The sequence below is a fragment of the Dongia mobilis genome, from assembly GCF_004363235.1.
Taxonomy (GTDB): Bacteria; Pseudomonadota; Alphaproteobacteria; order Dongiales; family Dongiaceae; genus Dongia; species Dongia mobilis.
In genome coordinates this window covers 513,270-533,214 of the sequence record NZ_SNYW01000006.1, presented here as the reverse complement: position 1 = coordinate 533,214, position 19,945 = coordinate 513,270, and the positions used below count along the sequence as shown (strand labels likewise).

Sequence of the window (19,945 nt, the reverse complement as noted above, 5' to 3'; positions counted from 1 at the left end):
GTGACGGTCCACGAGCGGACATTCGACAGCCGCGACGCCCTCGCTGTCGCGCTGGCTGCACGCCTCGCCCAAATCTTGCGCGAGGCCGTCGCGGCACGCGGGGCGGCCAGCTTGGTGGTGCCGGGCGGCAGCACGCCGGTGGCCGTGTTCGACCATTTGTCACGTGCCGATATCCCCTGGGCGAAGGTCACCGTCATTCCCTGCGACGAGCGCTGGGTTGCCTCCGACCATCCCGACAGCAATGAGGGCCTGATCCGCCGCCATCTGCTGCGGGACAAAGCTGACACGGCACAGGCCTGCAGCCTCTACCGGCAACTGCCGTCGCCGGCCGATGCCCTGCCGGATATCGCCCGCGCACTGGGCGCGATCCCGCGCCCGTTCGACGCCGTCTTCCTCGGCATGGGCGAGGATGGACATATCGCGTCACTGTTTCCGGGCCGTGCCGAGACCGGGCCGGCCCTGCGGATCGACGCCGCCTTGGACCTCATGGTCCTGACCGCCCCGGCCAAGGGCCATCCGCGCATCGGGCTGACTCTGCGCGCCCTCACCGACACGCGGCACCTCTTCCTCGCCGTGCCGGGCGCGGAAAAGCGGGTTGTCTTGGCGCAGGCGATGGCCAATATCGAGAAGGGTGACGATCGCCTGCCGTTAACGGCGCTGCTGCGCCAGGACCGCGTGCCGGTCGAGATCCTGACCTGCATCTGACGCAATTGCCAAGCATGAGGACCACCATGCATCCCACCATCCAAGCCGTGACCGAGCGAATCCGCGCCCGCAGCCTGGAGTCCCGTGCCGCCTATCTTGAACGCGTCGCCGCCGCGCGCGGCAAGGGTGTGCAGCGCGCCCGGCTTTCCTGCGGCAACCTCGCCCATGGCTATGCCGCCTGCTCTCCTGCCGAGAAGGAAGCGCTGGCTGGCGTCACCCTGCCCAATCTCGGCATCGTCTCGGCCTATAACGACATGCTCTCGGCGCACCAGCCGTTGAAGGAGTATCCGGAGATCATCAGGCAGGCTGTTGCGGGCCAGGCGACCGCGCAGTTTGCCGGCGGCGTCCCCGCGATGTGCGACGGTGTCACCCAGGGCCAGGCCGGCATGGAGCTATCTCTGTTCAGCCGCGACGTGATCGCGATGGCGACGGCTGTCTCGCTCTCCCACGACATGTTCGACGCCGCCCTGATGCTGGGCGTCTGCGACAAGATCGTGCCGGGTCTCCTCATCGGGGCCCTCGCCTTCGGCCATCTGCCGACCGTCTTCGTGCCGGCGGGACCGATGCCCTCTGGCCTGCCAAACGCCGAGAAGTCGCGCATCCGACAGCTCTATGCCGAGGGCAAGGTCGGACGTCAGGAATTGCTGGCGGCGGAATCCGCCTCCTACCACGCGCCGGGCACCTGCACCTTCTACGGCACGGCCAACAGCAACCAGATGCTGATGGAATTGATGGGCCTGCATCTGCCGGGCGCCGCTTTCGTCAATCCGGGAACCCCTTTGCGCGCCGCCCTCACGGCCGCCGCGGCGAAGCGCGTCGCCGGGGCGACGGCGCTCGGCAACGATTACCGGCCGATCGGCGAGATCGTCGACGAGAAGGCGATCGTCAATGCCATCGTCGGCCTCACCGCGACCGGCGGCTCGACCAACCACACCATCCATCTGATCGCGGTCGCCGCCGCTGCCGGCATCCGGATCACCTGGGCCGATTTCGCCGAGATCTCCGGCGTCACCCCCCTCCTCTGCCGCATCTATCCCAACGGCCAGGCCGACGTGAATCATTTCCAGGCGGCGGGCGGCTTCGGCTTCCTGGTGCGGGAATTGATCGATGCCGGCCTGCTGCATCGCGACGTCAAGACGCTGGCGGGTGACGATCTCTCGGCCTATGCCGAGGAACCCTGGCTCGACGGCGGAAGGTTGAAATGGCGCGCAGCGCCGGCAGACTCTCTCGACAAGGATGTGCTGCGCCCGGTGCGGGATCCCTTTGCGCTGGAGGGCGGCATCCGCGTCCTGGGCGGCAATCTGGGCGCCGCGATCATCAAGGTATCGGCGGTGAAGCCGGCGCATCGCGTGATCGAGGCGCCGGCCATGGTTTTCTCCAGCCAGGAGGCGGTGAAGGCGGCGTTCAAGGAAGGCAGGCTGCATCGCGACGTGATCGTGGTGGTGAAGGGCCAGGGCCCGCGCGCCAACGGCATGCCGGAACTGCACCAGCTGACACCGGCCCTCGGCGTGCTGCTCGATCTCGGCTACAAGGTGGCGTTGCTGACCGATGGGCGCATGTCCGGCGCCTCGGGCAAGGTGCCGGCCGCCATCCACCTCTCGCCGGAGGCGGCCGTCGGTGGGCCGATCGCGCGCATCCGCGATGGCGATATCATCCGCCTCGATACCGAGTCCGACCAGCTGACGCTCAAGGTCGACGCCGCCGAACTTGCCGCCCGCGCCGCCGATATACCCGATCTGTCGCCTTACACACATGGCTGCGGCCGCGAGCTGTTCGCCGGATTCCGCGCCGCCGTGGGAGCCGCCGACGCGGGTGCCGCCAGCTTCGGCTGGGACGGCCTCGCATGAGCGGGCTTTTCCTGGTGGCGGATATCGGCGGCACCAATGCGCGCTTCGCGCTCTGCCGCCGCGACGCGACGTCGGTCGAGCGGATGAAGACGCTCTCGGCGCGCGATTTCCCCGATATCGGCGCCGCCATCGCCACCTATCTGGACTGGGCCGGCGAAAAACCGGTCGATGCCTGCTTCGCCGTCGCCTGCCCGGCGCGCGACGACCAGATCGAGTTCACCAACTCGACCTGGCGTTTTTCGCGCCAGGCACTGGCGGCCGAGTTCGGCTGGCGGCACTTCCGCACGGTCAACGATTTCGAGGCGCTCTCGCTGGGCATCCCCCAGGCCAAGCCCGACGGATTGCACCGATTGCGCGCGGGCATCGCCGAGCCCCGGGGCGCCTGCGCCGTTCTCGGGCCCGGCACCGGCCTCGGCGTCTCCGGCCTGGTCTGCGACCGGCATGGCGGATGGGTGGCGCTGGCCGGCGAAGGGGGGCATGTCGGCTTCGCGCCCCAGGACGATCTCGAGATGGAGTTGCTGCGCTTCCTGCAACTGCGCATCGGTCGCGTCTCCAACGAGCGGCTGCTCTCCGGCGACGGCCTCGTCAACATCTACGAATTCCTCCGCCACCGCGCGGGCGAGCCGGCGGAACGCCCGAGCCCCGCCGAAATCTCCGCCCGCGGCCTCGAGCGGGGCGAGCGGACCGCCCGCGAAGCGCTGACGCGGTTCTGCGCCATCCTGGGATCGGTCGCCGGCGACCTCGCCCTCACCCTCGGCTCCAGCGGCGGCGTCTATCTCGGCGGCGGCATCGTGCCGCGGCTGCTGCCGGTCCTGCCGGACAGCCCGTTCGAGCGGCGTTTTCTCGACAAGGGGCGCCTTTCCTCGCTGTTGCAGGCGATGCCGATCTTCGTCATCCTCGACCACACCTTGGCCCTGCTCGGGGCCGCTGTCACCTTGCGACAGGATGAGGCGTAGCCAAATCCCCGGTCTTCTGCCAGATATTGCCCATGAGTACGCCTTTTCGCCGCATTACCGACGATTCCTTCCTCACTCTGTGCAGCGCCAAGGTGCGCAGGGCCTATGACTATTGGAATGCCAAGCGCGGCACGCGGCTGATGCCGTCGCGCGCCGATATCGATCCCAGCGAAATCCGCGACCTGCTGCCGGGCATCATCCTGATCGATGTCGCCCAGGATCCGCTGCGCCTGACTTACCGGCTGGTGGGAACGGACGAGGTCGAGGCCCGTGGCTATGACCCGACCGGCAAGGATGTGCGCGAGCATGTCTTCGCGGTGACGCCGGAGGAGGGATTCCGTACCTATCGGACGGTGGTCGAGATGCGCCGCCCGATCTACGACCAGGAAGAGGTGCTGGCGCCCAATCCAAGGCTGAGCGAAGTGGGATCGCTGGCCATGCCGCTCTCGTCCGACGGCGAGACGGTCAACATGCTGTTCGCCTTCGTCGACTACCGGCGCAACCGCTGATCCGGCGTCAGTTGTTCCGCTTGCGCGGGACGCGGAACAGCTGCTGGTCCAGATCCATGCCGAATTGCGCGTTGAACAGGCCGACGCGCACTTCCTGGCTCTTGGCATCCGTCACCGTCCATTGCCGCAGTTCCAGCGGCCGGTCGCCCAGCTCAAGCATGACCGCGCCTTCCTCGGCGTCGTCGGTCTGGCGGATGGTGATGGCAAAGGAATTGGGGGCGCGCTGGAATGCGGTCACCGTGACGTCGCCGCCGAAACGCACTTCATCCTTCAGCAGGAACCAGATCGGCGACGACGACACCGGCACGCGGTTGATCTGGTCCAGCTCCGGGTCGTAATAGTGCAGCGAGACGCTGTCCGAGACGATCAGCATCGGCGAAGGCGGATCATATTCGATGCGGATGAAGCCTGGCCGCTTCAGATAGATCGTGCCGAAGGCGATGCCGCCCTTGGCCGAGTATTGCTGGAACTTGGCCTGCATCGTGGTGATGCCGTTGAGGTAGTCCTCGATGCGGCCGATATCGCTCCGATCCTCCGGGGTCAGGTTCGCCGGCACGGCATCTGCCGCGGCCAGTCCGCCGAAATGCGGGCTGGCCAGCAGCGGCAGGACGGCGAGTCCGCCGGCAAGGGCCAGCACCCGGCGCCGGGTGGCGATTAGATCAGTCACGTTGCGGCAATCCTTTCCTAGTCGTCGAGGCCGCGCGCCAGAACTTCGCGCTTGCCGACATGATTGGCGGGGCTGACCACGCCTTCCTTTTCCATCCGCTCGATGATGCGGGCCGCCCGGTTATAGCCGATCTGCAGATGGCGCTGCACGAAGCTGACCGAGGCCTTTTTCTCGCGCGTGACGATGGCGATGGCGCGGTCGTAGAGCTCGTCGCCCGAACCACCGCCGGGTTCACCGTCGAAGCCGTCAAGGCCACCACCCTCCTCGTCATCCTGCGTCACTTCCTCGATATAGGACGGCTCGCCCTGCTCCTTCAGGAAGCGCACGATCGATTCCACCTCGCGGTCGGAAACGAACGGGCCGTGAACGCGGGTGATGCGCCCGCCATTGGCCATATAGAGCATGTCACCCTGTCCCAACAGTTGTTCGGCCCCCATTTCACCAAGAATTGTTCGGCTGTCGATCTTGGTGGTGACATGGAAGCTGATGCGGGTCGGGAAGTTGGCCTTGATCGTGCCGGTGATGACGTCGACCGAGGGGCGCTGGGTGGCCATGATGATGTGGATCCCGGCGGCGCGCGCCATCTGCGCCAGGCGCTGGATCGCCGCCTCGATCTCCTTCCCCGCCACCAGCATCAGATCCGCCATCTCGTCGACCACGACGACGATGAACGGCAGGGCGGTGAGATCGAACGGCTCCTCCTCATAGACCGGCTGGCCGGTCTCTGGATCGAAGCCGGTCTGCACCCGCCGGGTCAGCGTCTCGCCGGCGGCGCGCGCCTGTTCCAGGCGCTGGTTGAAGCCGTCGATGTTGCGGACACCCAGGCGCGACATGGCGCGATAGCGGTTCTCCATCTCGCGCACCACCCAGCGGAGCGCCACGATCGCCTTCTTCGGTTCGGTCACCACGGGCGAGAGCAGGTGGGGGATACCGTCATAGACGGAAAGTTCCAGCATCTTGGGATCGATCATGATGAACTTGCACTGCTCCGGCGTCAGCCGGTAGAGCAGCGACAGGATCATGGTGTTGATGGCGACCGACTTGCCCGAGCCGGTGGTGCCGGCGATGAGCAGATGCGGCATGCGCGCGAGATCGACCACGATGGGGGCCCCGCCGATATCCTTGCCGAGGACCAGGGCGAGGCGGCTCTGCGTCGACTGGTAGCTGTCATCCTCGATGAGCTCGCGGAAGGCGACCACCTCGCGCTCTCGATTGGGCAGTTCGATCCCGATGACGCTGCGCCCCGGCACCACCGCGATGCGGACCGAGACGGCGCTCATCGAGCGCGCGACGTCGTCGGCGAGACCGACCACGCGGCTGGTCTTGGTGCCAGGTGCCGGTTCCAGTTCATAGAGCGTCACCACCGGACCGGGCCGCACCTTCACGATCTCGCCCTTGACGCCGAAATCATCCAGCACGGTCTCGAGCAGGCGCGCGTTCTTCTCCAGGCTCTCTTCGTTGATGCGCTGCACGGCCAGATTGGCCGTGGGCAGGGAGAGGATATCGACCGGCGGCAGTTCGAAATCGCTTTCGTCCAGCGCCAGCTTGGCCTGGCGCGTGTTCTTCGCCACCTTGGCAGGCTTTGCCTTCTCGCGCGGCTTCTGCACCGGCGCCACGACCAGCCGGCCAGCGCGCTCGGGCTGTTCCGGTTCATGCGGCATCTCGATGGCCGGCCGGTGATCCTCGGCATCGTCGTCGAAGCGCGGTTCGCGTCGCGGCGCAGCCGCCGGCCGCTGCCCGCCGCCGAGGCGCGGCAGGCGGAACGAGAAGCGCGGCAGCCGGGGCCCGCCTTCGCCTATGCTGCTGCGACCGCGATCGATCGCCTCGCCGACATTGCGGCCCATGCGCGCGACACCCCGGCCGAAGCGGAGATAGCCGCCGACGCCGATGCCGAGCACATGATAGAGAACGAAAAGCCCGAGCGCGAAGAGGCCCAGCGCCGCCAGCCGCTCGACCAGCGCCGGATCCGTACCGGCGGCGATGCCGGCGACCAGCGCCACCAGGCCGCCATCGCCCGCCGAGCCGGCCAGGATCATCTGCCCGGCTAGGCCGCCGAGCCCAGTCAGCCAGGGCCATTGGCCGGTACCCGGCAGGACGGCAAAGGCGGCGGCGAGCAGCAGCGCACCCACCGGCAGCAGCACCAGCTTGGCCCAGATCCGGCGCAGATGGTGGTCGCGCAGCAAAAGGACGCCCCAGGCGAAAAATGCGCCGGGCACCACCAGGGCGGCCAGCCCCAGTCCCTGCAGGACGAAATCGGCAAAGATGGCGCCGCCCGCCCCGAAGATATTGGCGATCGGCTGGTCCGAGGCGCGGTTGAGGCTGGGATCGCTGCCGCTTGCCGTCAGCAGGGCGAGGAGATAGGCGAGACCGGCGAGGATGAGGGCGAAGCCGAGCAGTTCGGTCATCCGCCGCTTCAGGAACGGCCCCAGATTGCCGAGCCCGAAACCGGATTGCAGCGTCATGCCGCCATTTGCCGCCATAATCTTACCCCCCTTGTCCCGCGGCCCGGGCCACGGATCGCCTGCCTTCGAGACGGGCCAGCACCTGGGCCATGCGACCGAGGGCGCCTTCCATCATCGCCGGCTCGTAGACCAGCGCCACGCGAATGAAACCGGCACCCGGGTTGCGCCCCTGTTCGTCGACCCGGCTCATATAGCCGCCCGGCAATACCTTGATCGCTGCCTCCTGCCAGAGCGCCCTCGCCGCCGCCTCGCCGTCGCCGACCTCGAGCCAGAGGAAGAAACCGCCGGCCGGCCGCACGGTTCCGAAGAGAGGGGAGAGAACGCGCTCGGCGATGTCGAAGGTCTGCCGGTAGCGGGCGCGGTTCTCGGCCACATGCGCCTCGTCCGACCAGAGTGCGGTCGAAGCGGCCAGCACCGGCAGCGGCACGGCGACGCCGCCATAATTGATCAGCTGGGCGATACGGGCCAGTTGCCGGCGGTCGCCGGCGACGAAGCCGGAGCGCATGCCCGGCGCCGAGGATCGCTTGGAAAGGGAATGAAAGGCCACGACATGATCGCACGCGCCGGTTTCCTGCGCGGCCTCGAGGGCACCGGGCGGCGGCGCGGCAGAATAGATCTCGGCATAACATTCGTCGGCCGCGATGATGAAATCATGCCGGCGCGCAAGCGCAATCCAGCGCCGCCAGAAATCCTTTCCGGCGACGGCACCCTGCGGGTTGGCCGGCGAGCAGAGATAGACCATCGCCGTCTGCGAGAGGAGCTCGGCCGGCACCGCATCCGGGTCCGGCAGGAAATCCGTGGCGCGGCCGGCTGGCAGGAAGGCGGGTTCGCCCCCCGCCACCACGGCCGCCCCGGCATAGGTGTGATAGAATGGATTGCCCATCAGCACCCTGCCCTTGCCGCGGGGCAGGCCGCTGGCTACCGCTGAGAGGGCGATGTGGAACAGGGCCTCGCGCGTGCCGGAAACGGGCAGGATCATCCCCTCGGGATCGACGAAGCCCGGTTCCAGGCCATAGCGGCGGCCGAGCCAGGCGGCGACCGCCGCCCGGAAAGCCTCATTCCCTGCCGTCGGCGGGTATTTGCTCCAGGCGTCCTTTGCGCTAGCGATGGCCTCGACGGCAAAGCCCGGCGGCTGGAATTGCGGCTCGCCCAGGGATAACAGCAAAGGCGTATTCCCGCCCCCGGGGGCGACACCTTCCAACAGCTTGTTGAGCCGCGTGAAGGGATGGAACTGGGCCAGCGACTCGACACGATCCTGATTCATTCCGGAAACCTTGGCCGCCAGGGGCAGAAAAGCAAGCGATATCAAAGCGCGACTCGGGTGCGACTCGGCGGCGACTCGAAATGAGTACAAACCGGCACAAGCAGCGAACGAGAGTAATATCTTAAGAGTGTGGCATCAAGTGATTGTATTTACGCAGTTTCGAGGCACAAGGACATTCGCCCTGCATGATCGCGAAAGGTTCCGCCGGCGTTCCCCCGCTACAATTTACGGATTCAATCAATTGATTTTATGCGTAATTATTTATTTCACGTGAAACAACAACATAAATGTCATCCTGTTGAGATGTGCGTGCAACCTTGGCGGCCTATCCAGGAACCATGGCTACCACCGCTGATGACACGATCGACCTCTCCTATGCCAGCCCTGCCGACACGCGCCTGTCGCGCTGCGCCATCCGGGTCATCGAGACCCTGACCGGCCAGACCCGTCTGCGGCGGCTCTACGACCTCTACGAGGCCGAGATGAAGGGATCGGTCGATTTCTGGGAGGCGGCGATGCGCCTCCTCGAACTCAGCCTCGACTACGATTCCCAGAAACTCGCCCGCCTGCCGGCATCCGGGCCGCTGGTCATCGTCGCCAACCACCCCTTCGGCCTGGTCGACGGCATCCTGATCGGGCACCTCGCCAACCGTGTGCGCGGTGACTTCAAGGTGCTGACCCATGCCCGCCTCTATCCGCCCGATGCCGAGATCCAGCGCTTCATCCTGCCGGTCGATTTCGATCCCACCCCGGCGGCCAGGGCGACGACGCTGCAATCGCGCGCCATCGCCCGCGAACACATCATGGCAGGCGGTTGCCTGGTCGTGTTCCCGGCCGGAGCCGTCGCGACCACGCCCACACCGTTTGCCAGGCGCGCCGTGGATTTCGACTGGAAACCGTTCACCGCGCGCCTGATCCATGCCGCCCAGGCCAATGTTGTGCCGATGTATTTCCACGGCCAGAACAGCCGCCTCTTCCAGATCGCCAGCCATATCAGCATGACGGCCAGGCTCGCCTTCCTGGTGCATGAGATCGCCAACAAGATCGGCGGCGAGTTCCGCGTCACCATCGGCGATGTACTGCCCTATGAGGGCCTTGCCGCCATGCGCGACCCGCATGAACTGAGCCGGCATCTCCGCGCCCGCACCGAATGGCTCGGCAACCCGGCCTCGCGGCCCGGCTTCCACGGCATCATCGCCTGACTTCCATCTGCTGACGCAAGGCCGCCTCAGGCGGCGTGCTTCTTGCCTTCCTTGAAATCGTACCAGCGCATCATCCAGGGCACGAACCAGTTGTTGCCGCCGTAAAGCGGCACGGTCGGGAAGGGCTGATCGGCAAAGACCGATGGCGCCGTCCCCGGCGCCAGGATGCGCTGCGCCAGCAGGCGGCCGAAATGCGAGCCCATCGGCAGGCCGGCGAAGCAATAGCCGACGGCGTAATGCATGCCCTCATGGGTGCCGATATGCGGCAGCAGGTCGAAGCTGGCGGCGCAGCGACCGGTCCAGGAATGCGTCAGTTCGACATCGCCCAGTGCCGGGAAGATCGCCTGCAACTCGCCCAGCAGGCGCCGCGCCATCATCTGTTGGTTGCTGCGCTGGCCCGTCTTGCCGCAATAGAGGATCCGACGGCCGTCCGGCGAGCGGCGGATGGCGTCGATGTTCATGTAGGAATCGATATAGGTGCGGTCCTTCGGCAGCAACTGGTCGATGAGGCCCGGCGGCAATTCCTCGGTCGCCACCTTCCAGGCATCGAAGGGAATGAGGCGTCGCTGCAGCCAGGGCACCAGACCGTCGGTATAGCCATTGGTCGCCAGGATGACGTCGCGCGCCGCGATGTCGCCGCGCGACGTCTTCACGGCAAAGCCGCCCGCGCCGCGCCGGATGCTGCTGGCGCGGGTCAGGGGATGCAGGGCGATACCGAGTTTCTGCGCGGCCGCAACCAGGCCCTGGTGATAGAGCCCGGGATGGATCGATCCCAGATCCGGCAGGATGACGCCGCCGACATAGCGGTCCGAGCCGATCTCGCCAGTGAGTGCCGGCCGGTCCAGCACCTCGAAAGGCGCACCCAGATGCTTGTGGCGCAGCTCGTATTCGCGCTTCAGGTCCTCGAATTGCGCCGCCGTCTCGGCCAGCACCAGCCGGCCGTGCTGCTTGAAGCCGCAATCGATGCGGTATTCCGCGACCGTGAGCGCGACCGCCTCGAACGCTGTCTGCATCTCGCGATAGGTGGCGATGGCGTGATCGAGCCCCTTTGCCTTCACCAGATCGCCGAAAGAGTATTTGAGCGTCCGGCCAACGAAGCCGGAATTGCGGCTGGAGGCACCGCTGCCGATCTGGCCCGCCTCCAGCACCACCACATGACACCCCGCCTCGGTCAGCTTGAGCGCCGCGATGAGGCCAGTATAGCCCGAGCCGATGATGACGATATCGGCCTGAAGCGGCAGGTCGGGCGGGGCAATCTCAGGGCGCGGGGCGGCTTCCCACCAGAAGGGATCTGTCTTCATCTTGCTGCCAAAACCTGTTGCCTGACTATTTCGCGCGGTCGGCCTTCAGCCAGCGGAACAATTCCGCCATGCGCTGGGCCCGCAATTCACCGGCGTCGCGCCTCGACCAGTCGTAGATGCCCGGCATGGCGGCACCCGATTGCAGCCTGGCCGCCACCTTCTCTGGCGCCTGCGATGCGGTCGAGAGATCGGGGATGAGCGAATTGCCGAAGGCCACCATGGTGGCGAGGCCGCCGATATCGGCGGATTCGATCGGACCGGTGATGTCGATGCGGCGGCCGAAGCTGGCCTTAACCACCGCATCGATGGCATCCGCCGAGGCGACGCCATCGGCCCACAAAGCCCAGGCCTCGCGCAACAGCGCGAATTGCAGGCGGTTGCCGATGAAGCCCTTCACTTCCTTCTCGATCACCACCGGCTCCTTGCCGGCGCCGCGGATAAGGGCCACGGTGCGCTGGAGTATGTCGGGCGCGCAAAAAGGCCCGCCGCAGATTTCGACCAGTGGGATGAGCTGGGGCGGATACCAGAAATGGGTGGCGATGACGCGTTCACGGTGGCGCACCTTGGCGACGAGCGCGCTCGCCGGCTGGCCGCTCGAGGAACCGAGGATGGTCTGCGGCGGACAGAGCCGGTCAAGCTCGCCGAAGATCTCCAGCTTCAGCGGCAGATCCTCGGTCACCGCCTCGATCACCATCTCGGCATCGGCCGCGTCAGCGAGTTGCGTGCTGGTCCTGATCCGCGCCACCGCGGCATCCGCTTCGGATCCGCTCAGCAGGTCGTTGGCGACGAAGTCGGCGAGGCTCTTGCGGATATTGGCGAGCGCGCCATCGAGGCTCGCGGCACTGCGCCCAACCATCGTCACCGGGTGTCCCGCGGCGGCGAAGACCTGGGCGACACCATGCCCGATGATGCCGTTGCCGATGACGGCAATGCGTGCCTGTCCCATTTTGCGAGACTCCCCGGAACCAGAACGATTGAACCGGCAGCGAGGCTAGGCCAAGAGCGCGGTGGCGGTCGAGGATTTTCTGATTTTCTTCCCTGACACCTGACCGGAGTGTTTCGCGCCTCGCGGCAGGTTCCGGTTACTCTCCGATCGGCGTGGTGATGACGATCCAGCTCTGCTGCAAATCCTCGAAGGTGACACGCAGCGCGAAGGGACCCGCGGTACCGTCGGACACTGTCCGGTCGCTGCTCAGCAGATCGCGATAGGTTTCCAGCGCGACTACTTCCTCTGGCGATTGAGCCGTGGCGCTGTCGATTGTTGTTCCGTTCCGCGACGCATCGGCATGAACGATCCAGTTCCCGGCCTCGCTGATCACCCAGATCCGGCCGGGCCAGGCCTGATCGCGCGCCGCGATCTCGTCAATCACGGGCGTCATCAGCGTTTCGACAGTGGCTACGCCAATAATGTTTCCATCGGCGACAAGCGGCAGAAGGATCGACGAGATCGGCTGCTCGACACCACCCAGCGGATAGCGGAACGGCTCGTCCAGTCTCTTTCTTCCGGTCGCAATGACCGGCGAGTACCAGAGATCGATACCCGCCTCGGCCGTCATCTGAAGATTATCGGCCACCACAGATCCATCCCCGCTGCGAAAATAGTAGACACCAAATCTGCCCGATTTGTCGCCCACGGGGCGCTGACTCTCGTGACCGGCGTCGTCGCCGTCATAGCCATCGGGCTCGAAGGCCACACTGATCCCGAGGCGATCGGGTTTATCCCGCAGCACCGCCTCGGCGATCGCCGAGATGTCGGTGCGCGGCCGTCCGGCAGTTCGTGCCGTCACGACCTCCGCCGCGAGCCTTTCCGCATCGCCCCGCAGATCGGCCACGAAGGTAGCGGCCAGGCGCGCCACGGCCTCGGCTTCGGTGCGTTGCGCCGCGCGCCTTCCGTCATCGGCACATCCCGTCAGAGCCAGCGCCAGCAGGATACATGCTGCCGCCGACCATGCTGTCGTGCGGCGTTCCGGCATAGGCTTTCCCCGCATCGGATGACGCTACCCGGCGCGGATTTGGCTGATGAAGGATTCGACCTCGCGATTGAGCGAGCGGGCCTGCTCGGCCATCATCTCGGCCGCACTCAGCACGCCGGAAGCGGTGTCGCGCGCCGAGCGCACGGCCGTCTCGACGCCGGTGACGTTCTGGCGCACCGCCTGGGTGCCGCCGGAAGCCTGCTGCGCGTTGCTGGAGATTTCCCGCGTCGCCGCCGATTGCTCCTCGACCGCGGCCGCGATCGAGCTCGAGATCTCGTCGATGCGCTCGATCGTGCGCGTCACCGTCGCCATCGCCTTGGCGACATTGTCGGTCGAGCCCTGGATCGCCTGGATCTCGACCGAAATACCCTCGGTCGCCTTGGTAGTCTGGCTGGCCAGCGCCTTCACCTCGTTGGCGACGACGGCAAAGCCCTTACCGGCCTCGCCGGCGCGCGCCGCCTCGATGGTGGCATTGAGCGCCAACAGATTGGTCTGCTCGGCGATCGCCGTGATCAGCTTCACCACCTCGCCGATCCGCTGCGAGACGGCGACCAGGCCTTTCATGGTCTCGTTGGCGCTGCCGATCTCGCCCACGGCGGCACGTGCCACCTCGGACGAACTCGCCACCTGGCGGCTGATTTCGCTGATCGAGGCGGAGAGCTGTTCCGCCGCCGCGGCCACGGCATCGACGCTGCCCGAGGCCTGGTCGGTGGCGCCGGAGGCCTCGCCGATCCGGTGGGTCGCACCCTCCGCGACATCGGTCATCGAGCGGGCATGGTCCTGCAATTGCTGGGCGGATTTGGCGACCATGTCGACCACGCCCTTGACCGAACGTTCGAAGGAATCGGCCAGCGCCTGCATGGCGGCGCGCTTCTCCTCGGCGGCGCGGGCGGCGGCGGCCTTCTGCTCGGCCTCGAGCTGCACCTTTTCCTGCTGGCCCTGCTTCAGCACCTCAACCGACCGCGCCAGTTCGCCGATTTCGTCGCCGCGTTCGGTGCCCCTGACATCGGCGGCGAAGTTGCCGTGGGCCACATCGCTGGTCACCTGGGCCAGGGCGACGATCGGCTTGGCGATGCGGTTGCCGACCCAGGCGAAGACGATGGCACCAAGCAGCAGCGCCGCCACCACGATGGCGGCGATGGTCCAGAGCAGCTGGTTTGCCTTGGCCAGCACGGTCGCGACCGGCACGCGAATGACCAGCGTCCAGATCTCGCTGGGGCCGGCAAAGCTGATCGGCATGAAGACCAGGTAATTGCCGCTGGTGGCATCCACCTTGACCCAGGGTGTGGTGGCCTTGCTCGCCAGGAACTGGTCGTATTGCGATTTCAGCGGCAATTCGGCGGCGAAGTCGCGGGTCTTGGTTTCATCTTCGCCGGCGGCATTCTTCTCGACAAAGCTTTCGGTGGCGATGACCTCGCCCAGCCGGTTGGCGTCGGGATTGGCAGCCCAGATTCCGTTGTCGCTGAGCAACAGAACCTCGCCGCTCTCCATCGGGCGGATGCGGCCGAGTTCCTCGGTCAACTTGGTCATCTTCATGTCGATCGTGGCGATGCCGAAGGCGGTACTGCCATCCATCATCGGCACGCTCACCGTCGCCATCAGCACCGGCACGTTGTCGATCGGATAGATATAGGGTGGCGTCAGCGTGGTGCGCTTGTTGGCGAGCGGGACCGAGTACCAGCCCTCGATGCCGGCGTCGATCGTCATCACCAGCGTCTCGATCGCGACGCCCGAATCGGAATTGTAGTAATAGGGCACGAAGCGGCCCTCGGCATCCTGCTCCGGTGCCTGGCCGGCGAAGGCGGCATCGTTGCCGTCATAGCCGTTGGGCTCGAAGGCCACCGTGCTGCCGGCATAATCCGGCTTGGCGCCGATCACCGGCACCACCAGATCCTTGATCTGGGTGCGCGGCATGGCGGATTGCTTGGCGCCTTCCATGGCGCGGCCGATGGTTTCGGCAATGTCGATGGCCGGCTGGATGGCGCCGGTCACCTGCCGTGCCGCACCCTGTGCGATCGCTTGCAGATTGTCGATCGCGTCGCTTTCCGCCTGCTTGTAGGCGGTCCAGCCGGCAAATCCGCCGGCACCGCCGATACCGGCAAACATCACCAGAATGCCGGACAGCAAAACGCGAGCGCGCAAGCCCATGCGCCCCTTGCCGGTGCCACTTGATTGTTCTGCGACGGACATGATCATTCCCCCTGGCGATCAACAGCTGGCGATCGATAGCTGGCGACCTGAATTTGGCGATTTCAGAAATCGAGAATAGGGAATTAATCCGTCGAGAAGCTTAAATCTGCGTTAACATTGCGCGACCAATCAGGGAGTGGAGTCGAGGTCAAGTCGCGGCGGCTCGCCGGTGAAAGCGCAACCACCATTGGGAATGCCGGAATCATCCGGATAATGGCTCCAGACGCCGGGCAGGAAGAGCGGCGTGTTCTTGCGGATCGGCGCATTGGCGACGAGGCGCTTCTGCCGGCCCCCTTCTGCTTGCGAATAGACCACGCCGAGCCCGGCGAGGAAGCCATAGGGATCGGCCCAGACCACGCGCAGGACCGTGACCTCGCGGCCCAACTCGTCCAGCGCCGGCCATGACGTGACCGCCGGCGGCTGCGCCAGCTTGCCCTTGCCCTCATGCACCAGGCCGTCCAGGGTGATGCCGATCTGGACGTGCTCGGTGGCGCCATCGCCGGCGCCCTCCTGCGCCGTCCAGATCTCGACATGGGGCTGGCCGACCCATGACGTCGCCCCGGCATTGTCGCTGGCCAACGGGTCGCGCACCTGAATGAGGAGCGCGTTTTCGGTCTCGGCGATGACGCGAAGTTCCGCGGCACGCTCGGGCGCCGCCGCCGCACCGTGAATGAGGAAGCCCCTGGCGCCATCGGTCGCCAGCGACAGGCCGCAGCTTCCCAGCGTGGTCCCCTCCGGCATTTGGCTGGCATCGGCGGCGAAGGGTGCCGGCACGGCATATCCCGCCAGCGTTTCACCTGCGGGCTGTGGCGGCAAAGGAAGGGTGGCATCCGCCGGCGCCTCGGGACAGCCCATCGGCAGGTCATCCTCCGCCCTGCCGGCAACCACCCAGCCATATTCGCGCGCCGACAGGGTCGTGTGATCGACCAAGGTCAGGCGGCCGCTGCCCGGCGCCACGTTGTGATAGGAGCAGCTTTCCTCGCGCAGCACCGCGAGCGGGTCGAGCCGGATGGTCTTGCTCACCTGCCAGCGCCAGGCGGAGCCGCCATACTGGCTGTGGGTGACGATGTTGTCGCCGATCTCGACCAGATCCTCCCCAACGCCGGATGCGCCATAGCCGTCATTGCAGAGCGACAGGATCTGGACCGGCGCGGCATCGCCGGCCAGCAGCCAGAACTCGCGCCCGCCATCGGGATCGCCACCCGCCAGCGCCGCCTCGGTCGAGCGACAGCCGACCTCCCCCTGTTCCACCATCGCCGGGTCCAGGGCAAGGACGATCTCGGCGACACGCTGGTCGGCGCCAGTGGCGCCGCGGCCCGCGTCGCTGACCGCGATGATCTGGCAGCCGGCGCGGTCGCCGCAGATGGCGTCCATTTCGGACGCGGCGAGATCGGCTGCGAGCCCCGGCAACGGCAACAGGAAGGTGCAGGCGCCGAGGACGGCACCTGGGGTGACAAGGGAACGGCAGGTCAAGATGAAACTCCGGCTGCGGCTGGACCGACCGATGCGAGGCGGCGCTCCGCCGCCACAAGGTCTGCATCCGTGTTGATGTTGAAGAAGGGGTCGCCGCCAACCGTGCCGAAGTTCACGCGGATGCTGCGACGGCGGTCACAGAAGCGTTCGACCTTGCGCAAGCCGTCGACGGTCAGGGCGCGGCGCAGATCACTGCGCAAGGCGACGGACCAGAGGCCGATCACGGGGTGCAGACGCCCGTCGCTTTCGGCGAGCGCGATCTCGGCATCGTGCCGGGCCCGGACGTCGGCGAGGCGCACCACCAGATCGGGCGGCAGGAAAGGGCAATCGGCCGGGACGCTGAGCGCGCATTCGGTCCCGGGCCGCTGTGCCGCCACCCAATCGAGCCCGGCGAGGATGCCGGCGAGCGGTCCCGGCTGGTCGGGCAGGTCATCGGCCACCACCGGCAGATTGAAGGCGGCAAAGCGCAACGCGTCGCCATTGGCGTTGAGGATGAGGGGCGAGGCCTGCGGCGCGATCGCGTCGATCACATGGGCGAGCAGCGGCCGCCCGCCAAGCACCCGCAGACATTTGTCCCCACCGCCGAGGCGGGACGCACGCCCGCCGGCCAGGATGATGGCTGGAATGGTCCCGTTCATGGCCGGCAAGATAGCCGCAGGCGAACCTTCCGTACAGCACCGCGCTGCGGCGTTCAGGCGAGGGCAGCCGTCCAGGCGGGATAGGTTATTCCACGCTTGGCCTCCTGCCGACGGGCGTCGTCACCACCGGCGCAGATGGAAGTTCTATCGCCGTGTTCCGCGCGGTGTCCACCTATTGCTGCGCCGCCGGCGGGATATCGAGATCGGGCAACTTGTCGAAGGCGGCCTCGATGCACCAATACTCGCCATCGCAATCTGCGGCGATGCGCTGGTATTCGGCGAGGTTGACCGGCCGGCCCATGACCTCGGCCCGCTTGCGCTGGGTGACGCACATGTATTCGTTCTGGCACTCGATGCGGATCGGGTCCCAGGAGCCGGTGCCGCCGATATCGCTCGGCACCTGGCCGATCGCCTGCTTAGGCGGAACGGGCTGCGCCGGCTGTGCCAAGGCGCGCAGCCGGGCCGCTTCCTCGGCATCGCAGAGCGGCGCGACGGCATCGATCCAGGAGGCAATGCGGTCGACCGCGTCCTGGAGGATCCAGCCATGGCACGCCTGCTTGATGGCAGCCCTGGTGGCCTCGTCCAGCATAACATAGTCGACCGTCTCGGCGCGGGCGGAATGCGCCAGCAGCGTGCCGGACAACAGCGCGCCGGACAGCAGCGGCGCCGCCAGCAGGTTTTTCAGGTTCATTCGCGGCATTGGGCGTTTCCGCACGCATTCTGGCAGCTCGCCGCCGCGGCGTTCATGTCATCGATCATGTTGCAGGCATAGGCCTTGGCAAACGAGATCATGGCACTGCGACAGGCCTGGGTCTTGAAGGATAGGGGAATGACGCTGGAGACACCGGACGGACAGGTAATGGTCACCTGCTCGCTCTGATAGCTGGACTGCGCCGTCGCCGCCGGCTCCCCGGCCGGGGAGCCGGCGCCGGAACCGGCCGAATTCGCGGTGGCGGATTGCAGCGCCGATTGCTGGTTGTTCGTATACTGGCCGAGGGCGTTTGTCTGGCCGCCGCTCAGCACATCCGTCGCCAGGGCCGCGCCGATTTGAAGGGCATCGGCTGAGGGAATATCCGCCGTGCCGATGACGGCGGCACCCAGGCCCAGCGCCAGAGCCTGCCCGAAGGAAAACCCGCTCTCCGCCTCGGCCGCGGCTTCCGCCTCCTCCCGGCGGATCTTGGCGACGTAGAGTTGGGCCTGTTGCGCATGTTCCTGCTCGAACTCGGCCAGGAATGCCTCGCTCGCTTCCAGCCAGTCCAACTGCTTCTGCTGCTGGACGTAGCCATAGAATATCCCGGATTTCGGCAGCCCGCCCCTCGGCAGATGGCTGCCGACCAGGATATAGGTGCCATCCTGCGGCAGCAGCGTCGCCGCCTTTTCCAGTTCGGTATACATGAAGTGGAAATAATAGAAGGTTCCGCTGTAGCGGTCGCCGTCTTGCGTGGCGTAGATGCCACGATCGAAGACCCAATGGCTCATGCGGCCGGTTGGCGACACGCTCTTGCGGAAGGCGCCGATGAAGGCATCGCCATTGTGGAACGATACGCCCTCCTTGCCGCCGCCGGCGGTATCGCGCAGCTCGTAGCCGTCGCGCCGGGCGGGGATCTTTGGCACCAGCGGCTGCTGGTCGATGAGTTGCTGCAGCGCTTCCGGGCTGACCTCAATGCCTTCCTGGGCAAGTGCCGTCGACGGGCCAGCGAGGAGCAGCAAAAGGATAAGGCGGATGATGCTCATCATTCGCTCCCGCAATCCACGCGCATAACCTCCTTGCCATGGTCGTAGCAGGACATCTCGATGCCGCCGCCCCAATAGAGCGGTCCGTGCAACAGATAGTCCGGCAGCAGACGGGAATAGATGACTGACGGCGGCTCGCCGCCGGCATATTCTTCATAGCGGATCAGATCGGCGCCATCGGGCAAGCGGGCAAGCGTGGTGTTCTGGCCCGCAAATGGGTGGCTGTCGCCATAGGTCTGGAAGGCGACACCTACCCCGCGCTCGCGGTCATCGGCATAGGCGCCGTAATCGAAGACGAAAATTTTGTGGGCCACGCCACCCTGGTCGGGCAGCAGCTTGCCCTCGAACATGGTGGCGCCCGAGAGCGTCAGCACTTGGTATCGCGCACAATTCCCAGCGCGCCGCGACTGTAGATAGTCGCAGGTCTCGCGAAGCTCGACCGCCAGGATTTGAAAGCTCACATACTCGCCCTGCTGCGCGGCCACGAAACCGCTTCGATCGAGGCGATTGTAGCGGGCATGCACGCTTGCCCGGCCGTTGATCGCGCCGCCGGTGCAATCGCCTTCCAGCAGTTTGACGGTGGCCTGGTCGAAGATCGGCGGGCTCTTTTGGTAGTCGTTGGCGCTGGTGACTTTTTCCCAGGTCGGGCTCCGTTCATTGAGCGGCGGCATATAGCTGGCCTCGGCAAAGGCCTTTTGCGCCTCTGCCGACATGGCACAGGTAATCCCCGGCTGGTTTCTGCCCATGAAGGCGGTCGGATCGGCCTCAAGTTGCGAGATGTCGGAGAGATACTGCGCACGATAGGCGTTCAGCTTGGCATCGGCAAAATTCGGCGGAAAACCGGCAAAGGGGCTTGGCTGAAACGGCCCCATGCCAGGCTCGCAGGCGACAAGGACCGCCCCGGCCAGGGGCAGCAGAACGGCAAGCGTCAGGATGTTGTGGCGCATCTTTCCTCGACTGTTCCATGGCAAATCTCACGTCTATGTACTGAATAGCGGCGGATTGGCGCCGGCGCATTCCCCAT

Annotated in this window: 17 protein-coding genes; 5 read left to right on the top strand and 12 right to left on the bottom strand. The window is 66.3% G+C overall.

Features of this window, described 5'->3' with window-relative positions:
* Genes pgl through A8950_RS04020 form a run of 4 tightly spaced genes read left to right on the top strand, consistent with a single transcriptional unit; the run spans position 1 to position 4,017 of the window.
* Complete coding sequence (pgl, locus tag A8950_RS04035) at positions 1-705, top strand: 6-phosphogluconolactonase (protein ID WP_166644986.1); 705 nt, start codon at positions 1-3, stop codon at positions 703-705.
* A 26-nt stretch (positions 706-731) separates the two neighbouring features.
* Entirely contained in the window at positions 732-2,552 is a 1,821-nt protein-coding gene (gene edd, locus A8950_RS04030) for a phosphogluconate dehydratase (RefSeq protein ID WP_133612310.1), read from the top strand.
* Positions 2,549-3,508 carry a glucokinase gene (glk, locus tag A8950_RS04025; RefSeq protein ID WP_133612309.1) on the top strand — a complete coding sequence of 320 codons (960 nt, stop codon included), beginning with the start codon at positions 2,549-2,551 and terminating at the stop codon, positions 3,506-3,508. The genes edd and glk overlap by 4 nt, the downstream gene beginning before the upstream one ends.
* A 32-nt stretch (positions 3,509-3,540) precedes the next feature.
* Positions 3,541-4,017 (top strand): PAS domain-containing protein, encoded by a 477-nt coding sequence (locus A8950_RS04020; RefSeq protein ID WP_133612308.1) that lies wholly within the window; start codon positions 3,541-3,543, stop codon positions 4,015-4,017.
* A gap of 7 nt (positions 4,018-4,024) precedes the next feature.
* Here the strand turns inward: A8950_RS04020 and A8950_RS04015 are convergent, their stop codons facing one another.
* The 3 genes from A8950_RS04015 to A8950_RS04005 are packed head-to-tail and all read right to left on the bottom strand — an operon-like array spanning position 4,025 to position 8,410.
* Complete coding sequence (locus A8950_RS04015) at positions 4,025-4,684, bottom strand: LolA family protein (RefSeq protein ID WP_133612307.1); 660 nt, start codon at positions 4,682-4,684, stop codon at positions 4,025-4,027.
* Positions 4,685-4,701: 17 nt separating this feature from the next.
* On the bottom strand, positions 4,702-7,164 hold the full coding sequence (locus A8950_RS04010) for an FtsK/SpoIIIE family DNA translocase (RefSeq protein WP_133612306.1): 2,463 nt from the start codon (positions 7,162-7,164) through the stop codon (positions 4,702-4,704).
* A gap of 4 nt (positions 7,165-7,168) precedes the next feature.
* Positions 7,169-8,410 (bottom strand): aminotransferase class I/II-fold pyridoxal phosphate-dependent enzyme, encoded by a 1,242-nt coding sequence (locus tag A8950_RS04005; RefSeq protein ID WP_133612305.1) that lies wholly within the window; start codon positions 8,408-8,410, stop codon positions 7,169-7,171.
* Positions 8,411-8,748: 338 nt separating this feature from the next.
* Between A8950_RS04005 and A8950_RS04000 the strand changes: the two genes are divergently transcribed.
* The gene (locus tag A8950_RS04000) at positions 8,749-9,612 is read left to right on the top strand and encodes a lysophospholipid acyltransferase family protein (RefSeq protein WP_133612304.1); all 864 of its coding nucleotides are present in this window, start codon (positions 8,749-8,751) and stop codon (positions 9,610-9,612) included.
* Positions 9,613-9,638: 26 nt separating this feature from the next.
* On the opposite strand, the gene A8950_RS03995 is transcribed toward A8950_RS04000, so the two are convergent.
* The 9 genes from A8950_RS03995 to A8950_RS03955 all read right to left on the bottom strand — a co-directional run bounded on the left by A8950_RS03995 (position 9,639) and on the right by A8950_RS03955 (position 19,868).
* Positions 9,639-10,913, bottom strand: a complete 1,275-nt coding sequence (locus A8950_RS03995) for an NAD(P)/FAD-dependent oxidoreductase (protein WP_133612303.1) — start codon at positions 10,911-10,913, stop codon at positions 9,639-9,641.
* A gap of 25 nt (positions 10,914-10,938) precedes the next feature.
* Positions 10,939-11,859, bottom strand: a complete 921-nt coding sequence (locus A8950_RS03990; RefSeq protein WP_133612302.1) for a 3-hydroxyacyl-CoA dehydrogenase family protein — start codon at positions 11,857-11,859, stop codon at positions 10,939-10,941.
* A gap of 136 nt (positions 11,860-11,995) precedes the next feature.
* Positions 11,996-12,886, bottom strand: coding sequence for a cache domain-containing protein (locus tag A8950_RS03985; RefSeq protein WP_133612301.1), 891 nt, complete (start codon positions 12,884-12,886; stop codon positions 11,996-11,998).
* A 24-nt stretch (positions 12,887-12,910) separates the two neighbouring features.
* Positions 12,911-15,076, bottom strand: a complete 2,166-nt coding sequence (locus tag A8950_RS03980; protein ID WP_166644985.1) for a methyl-accepting chemotaxis protein — start codon at positions 15,074-15,076, stop codon at positions 12,911-12,913.
* A 129-nt stretch (positions 15,077-15,205) separates the two neighbouring features.
* Positions 15,206-16,549, bottom strand: coding sequence for a hypothetical protein (locus A8950_RS03975; RefSeq protein WP_133612299.1), 1,344 nt, complete (start codon positions 16,547-16,549; stop codon positions 15,206-15,208).
* A complete protein-coding gene (gene mobA / locus A8950_RS03970; protein ID WP_133612298.1) occupies positions 16,546-17,187 on the bottom strand; it encodes a molybdenum cofactor guanylyltransferase MobA in 642 nt (213 codons plus the stop codon). The genes A8950_RS03975 and mobA overlap by 4 nt, the downstream gene beginning before the upstream one ends.
* Before the next feature lie 172 nt (positions 17,188-17,359).
* Positions 17,360-17,887 carry a hypothetical protein gene (locus A8950_RS03965; protein ID WP_133612297.1) on the bottom strand — a complete coding sequence of 176 codons (528 nt, stop codon included), beginning with the start codon at positions 17,885-17,887 and terminating at the stop codon, positions 17,360-17,362.
* Positions 17,875-18,924 (bottom strand): hypothetical protein, encoded by a 1,050-nt coding sequence (locus A8950_RS03960; protein ID WP_133612296.1) that lies wholly within the window; start codon positions 18,922-18,924, stop codon positions 17,875-17,877. Before A8950_RS03960 ends, A8950_RS03965 begins: the two co-directional genes overlap by 13 nt.
* Entirely contained in the window at positions 18,921-19,868 is a 948-nt protein-coding gene (locus A8950_RS03955) for a hypothetical protein (RefSeq protein ID WP_133612295.1), read from the bottom strand. Before A8950_RS03955 ends, A8950_RS03960 begins: the two co-directional genes overlap by 4 nt.
* Between the last annotated feature and the right edge of the window lie 77 nt (positions 19,869-19,945).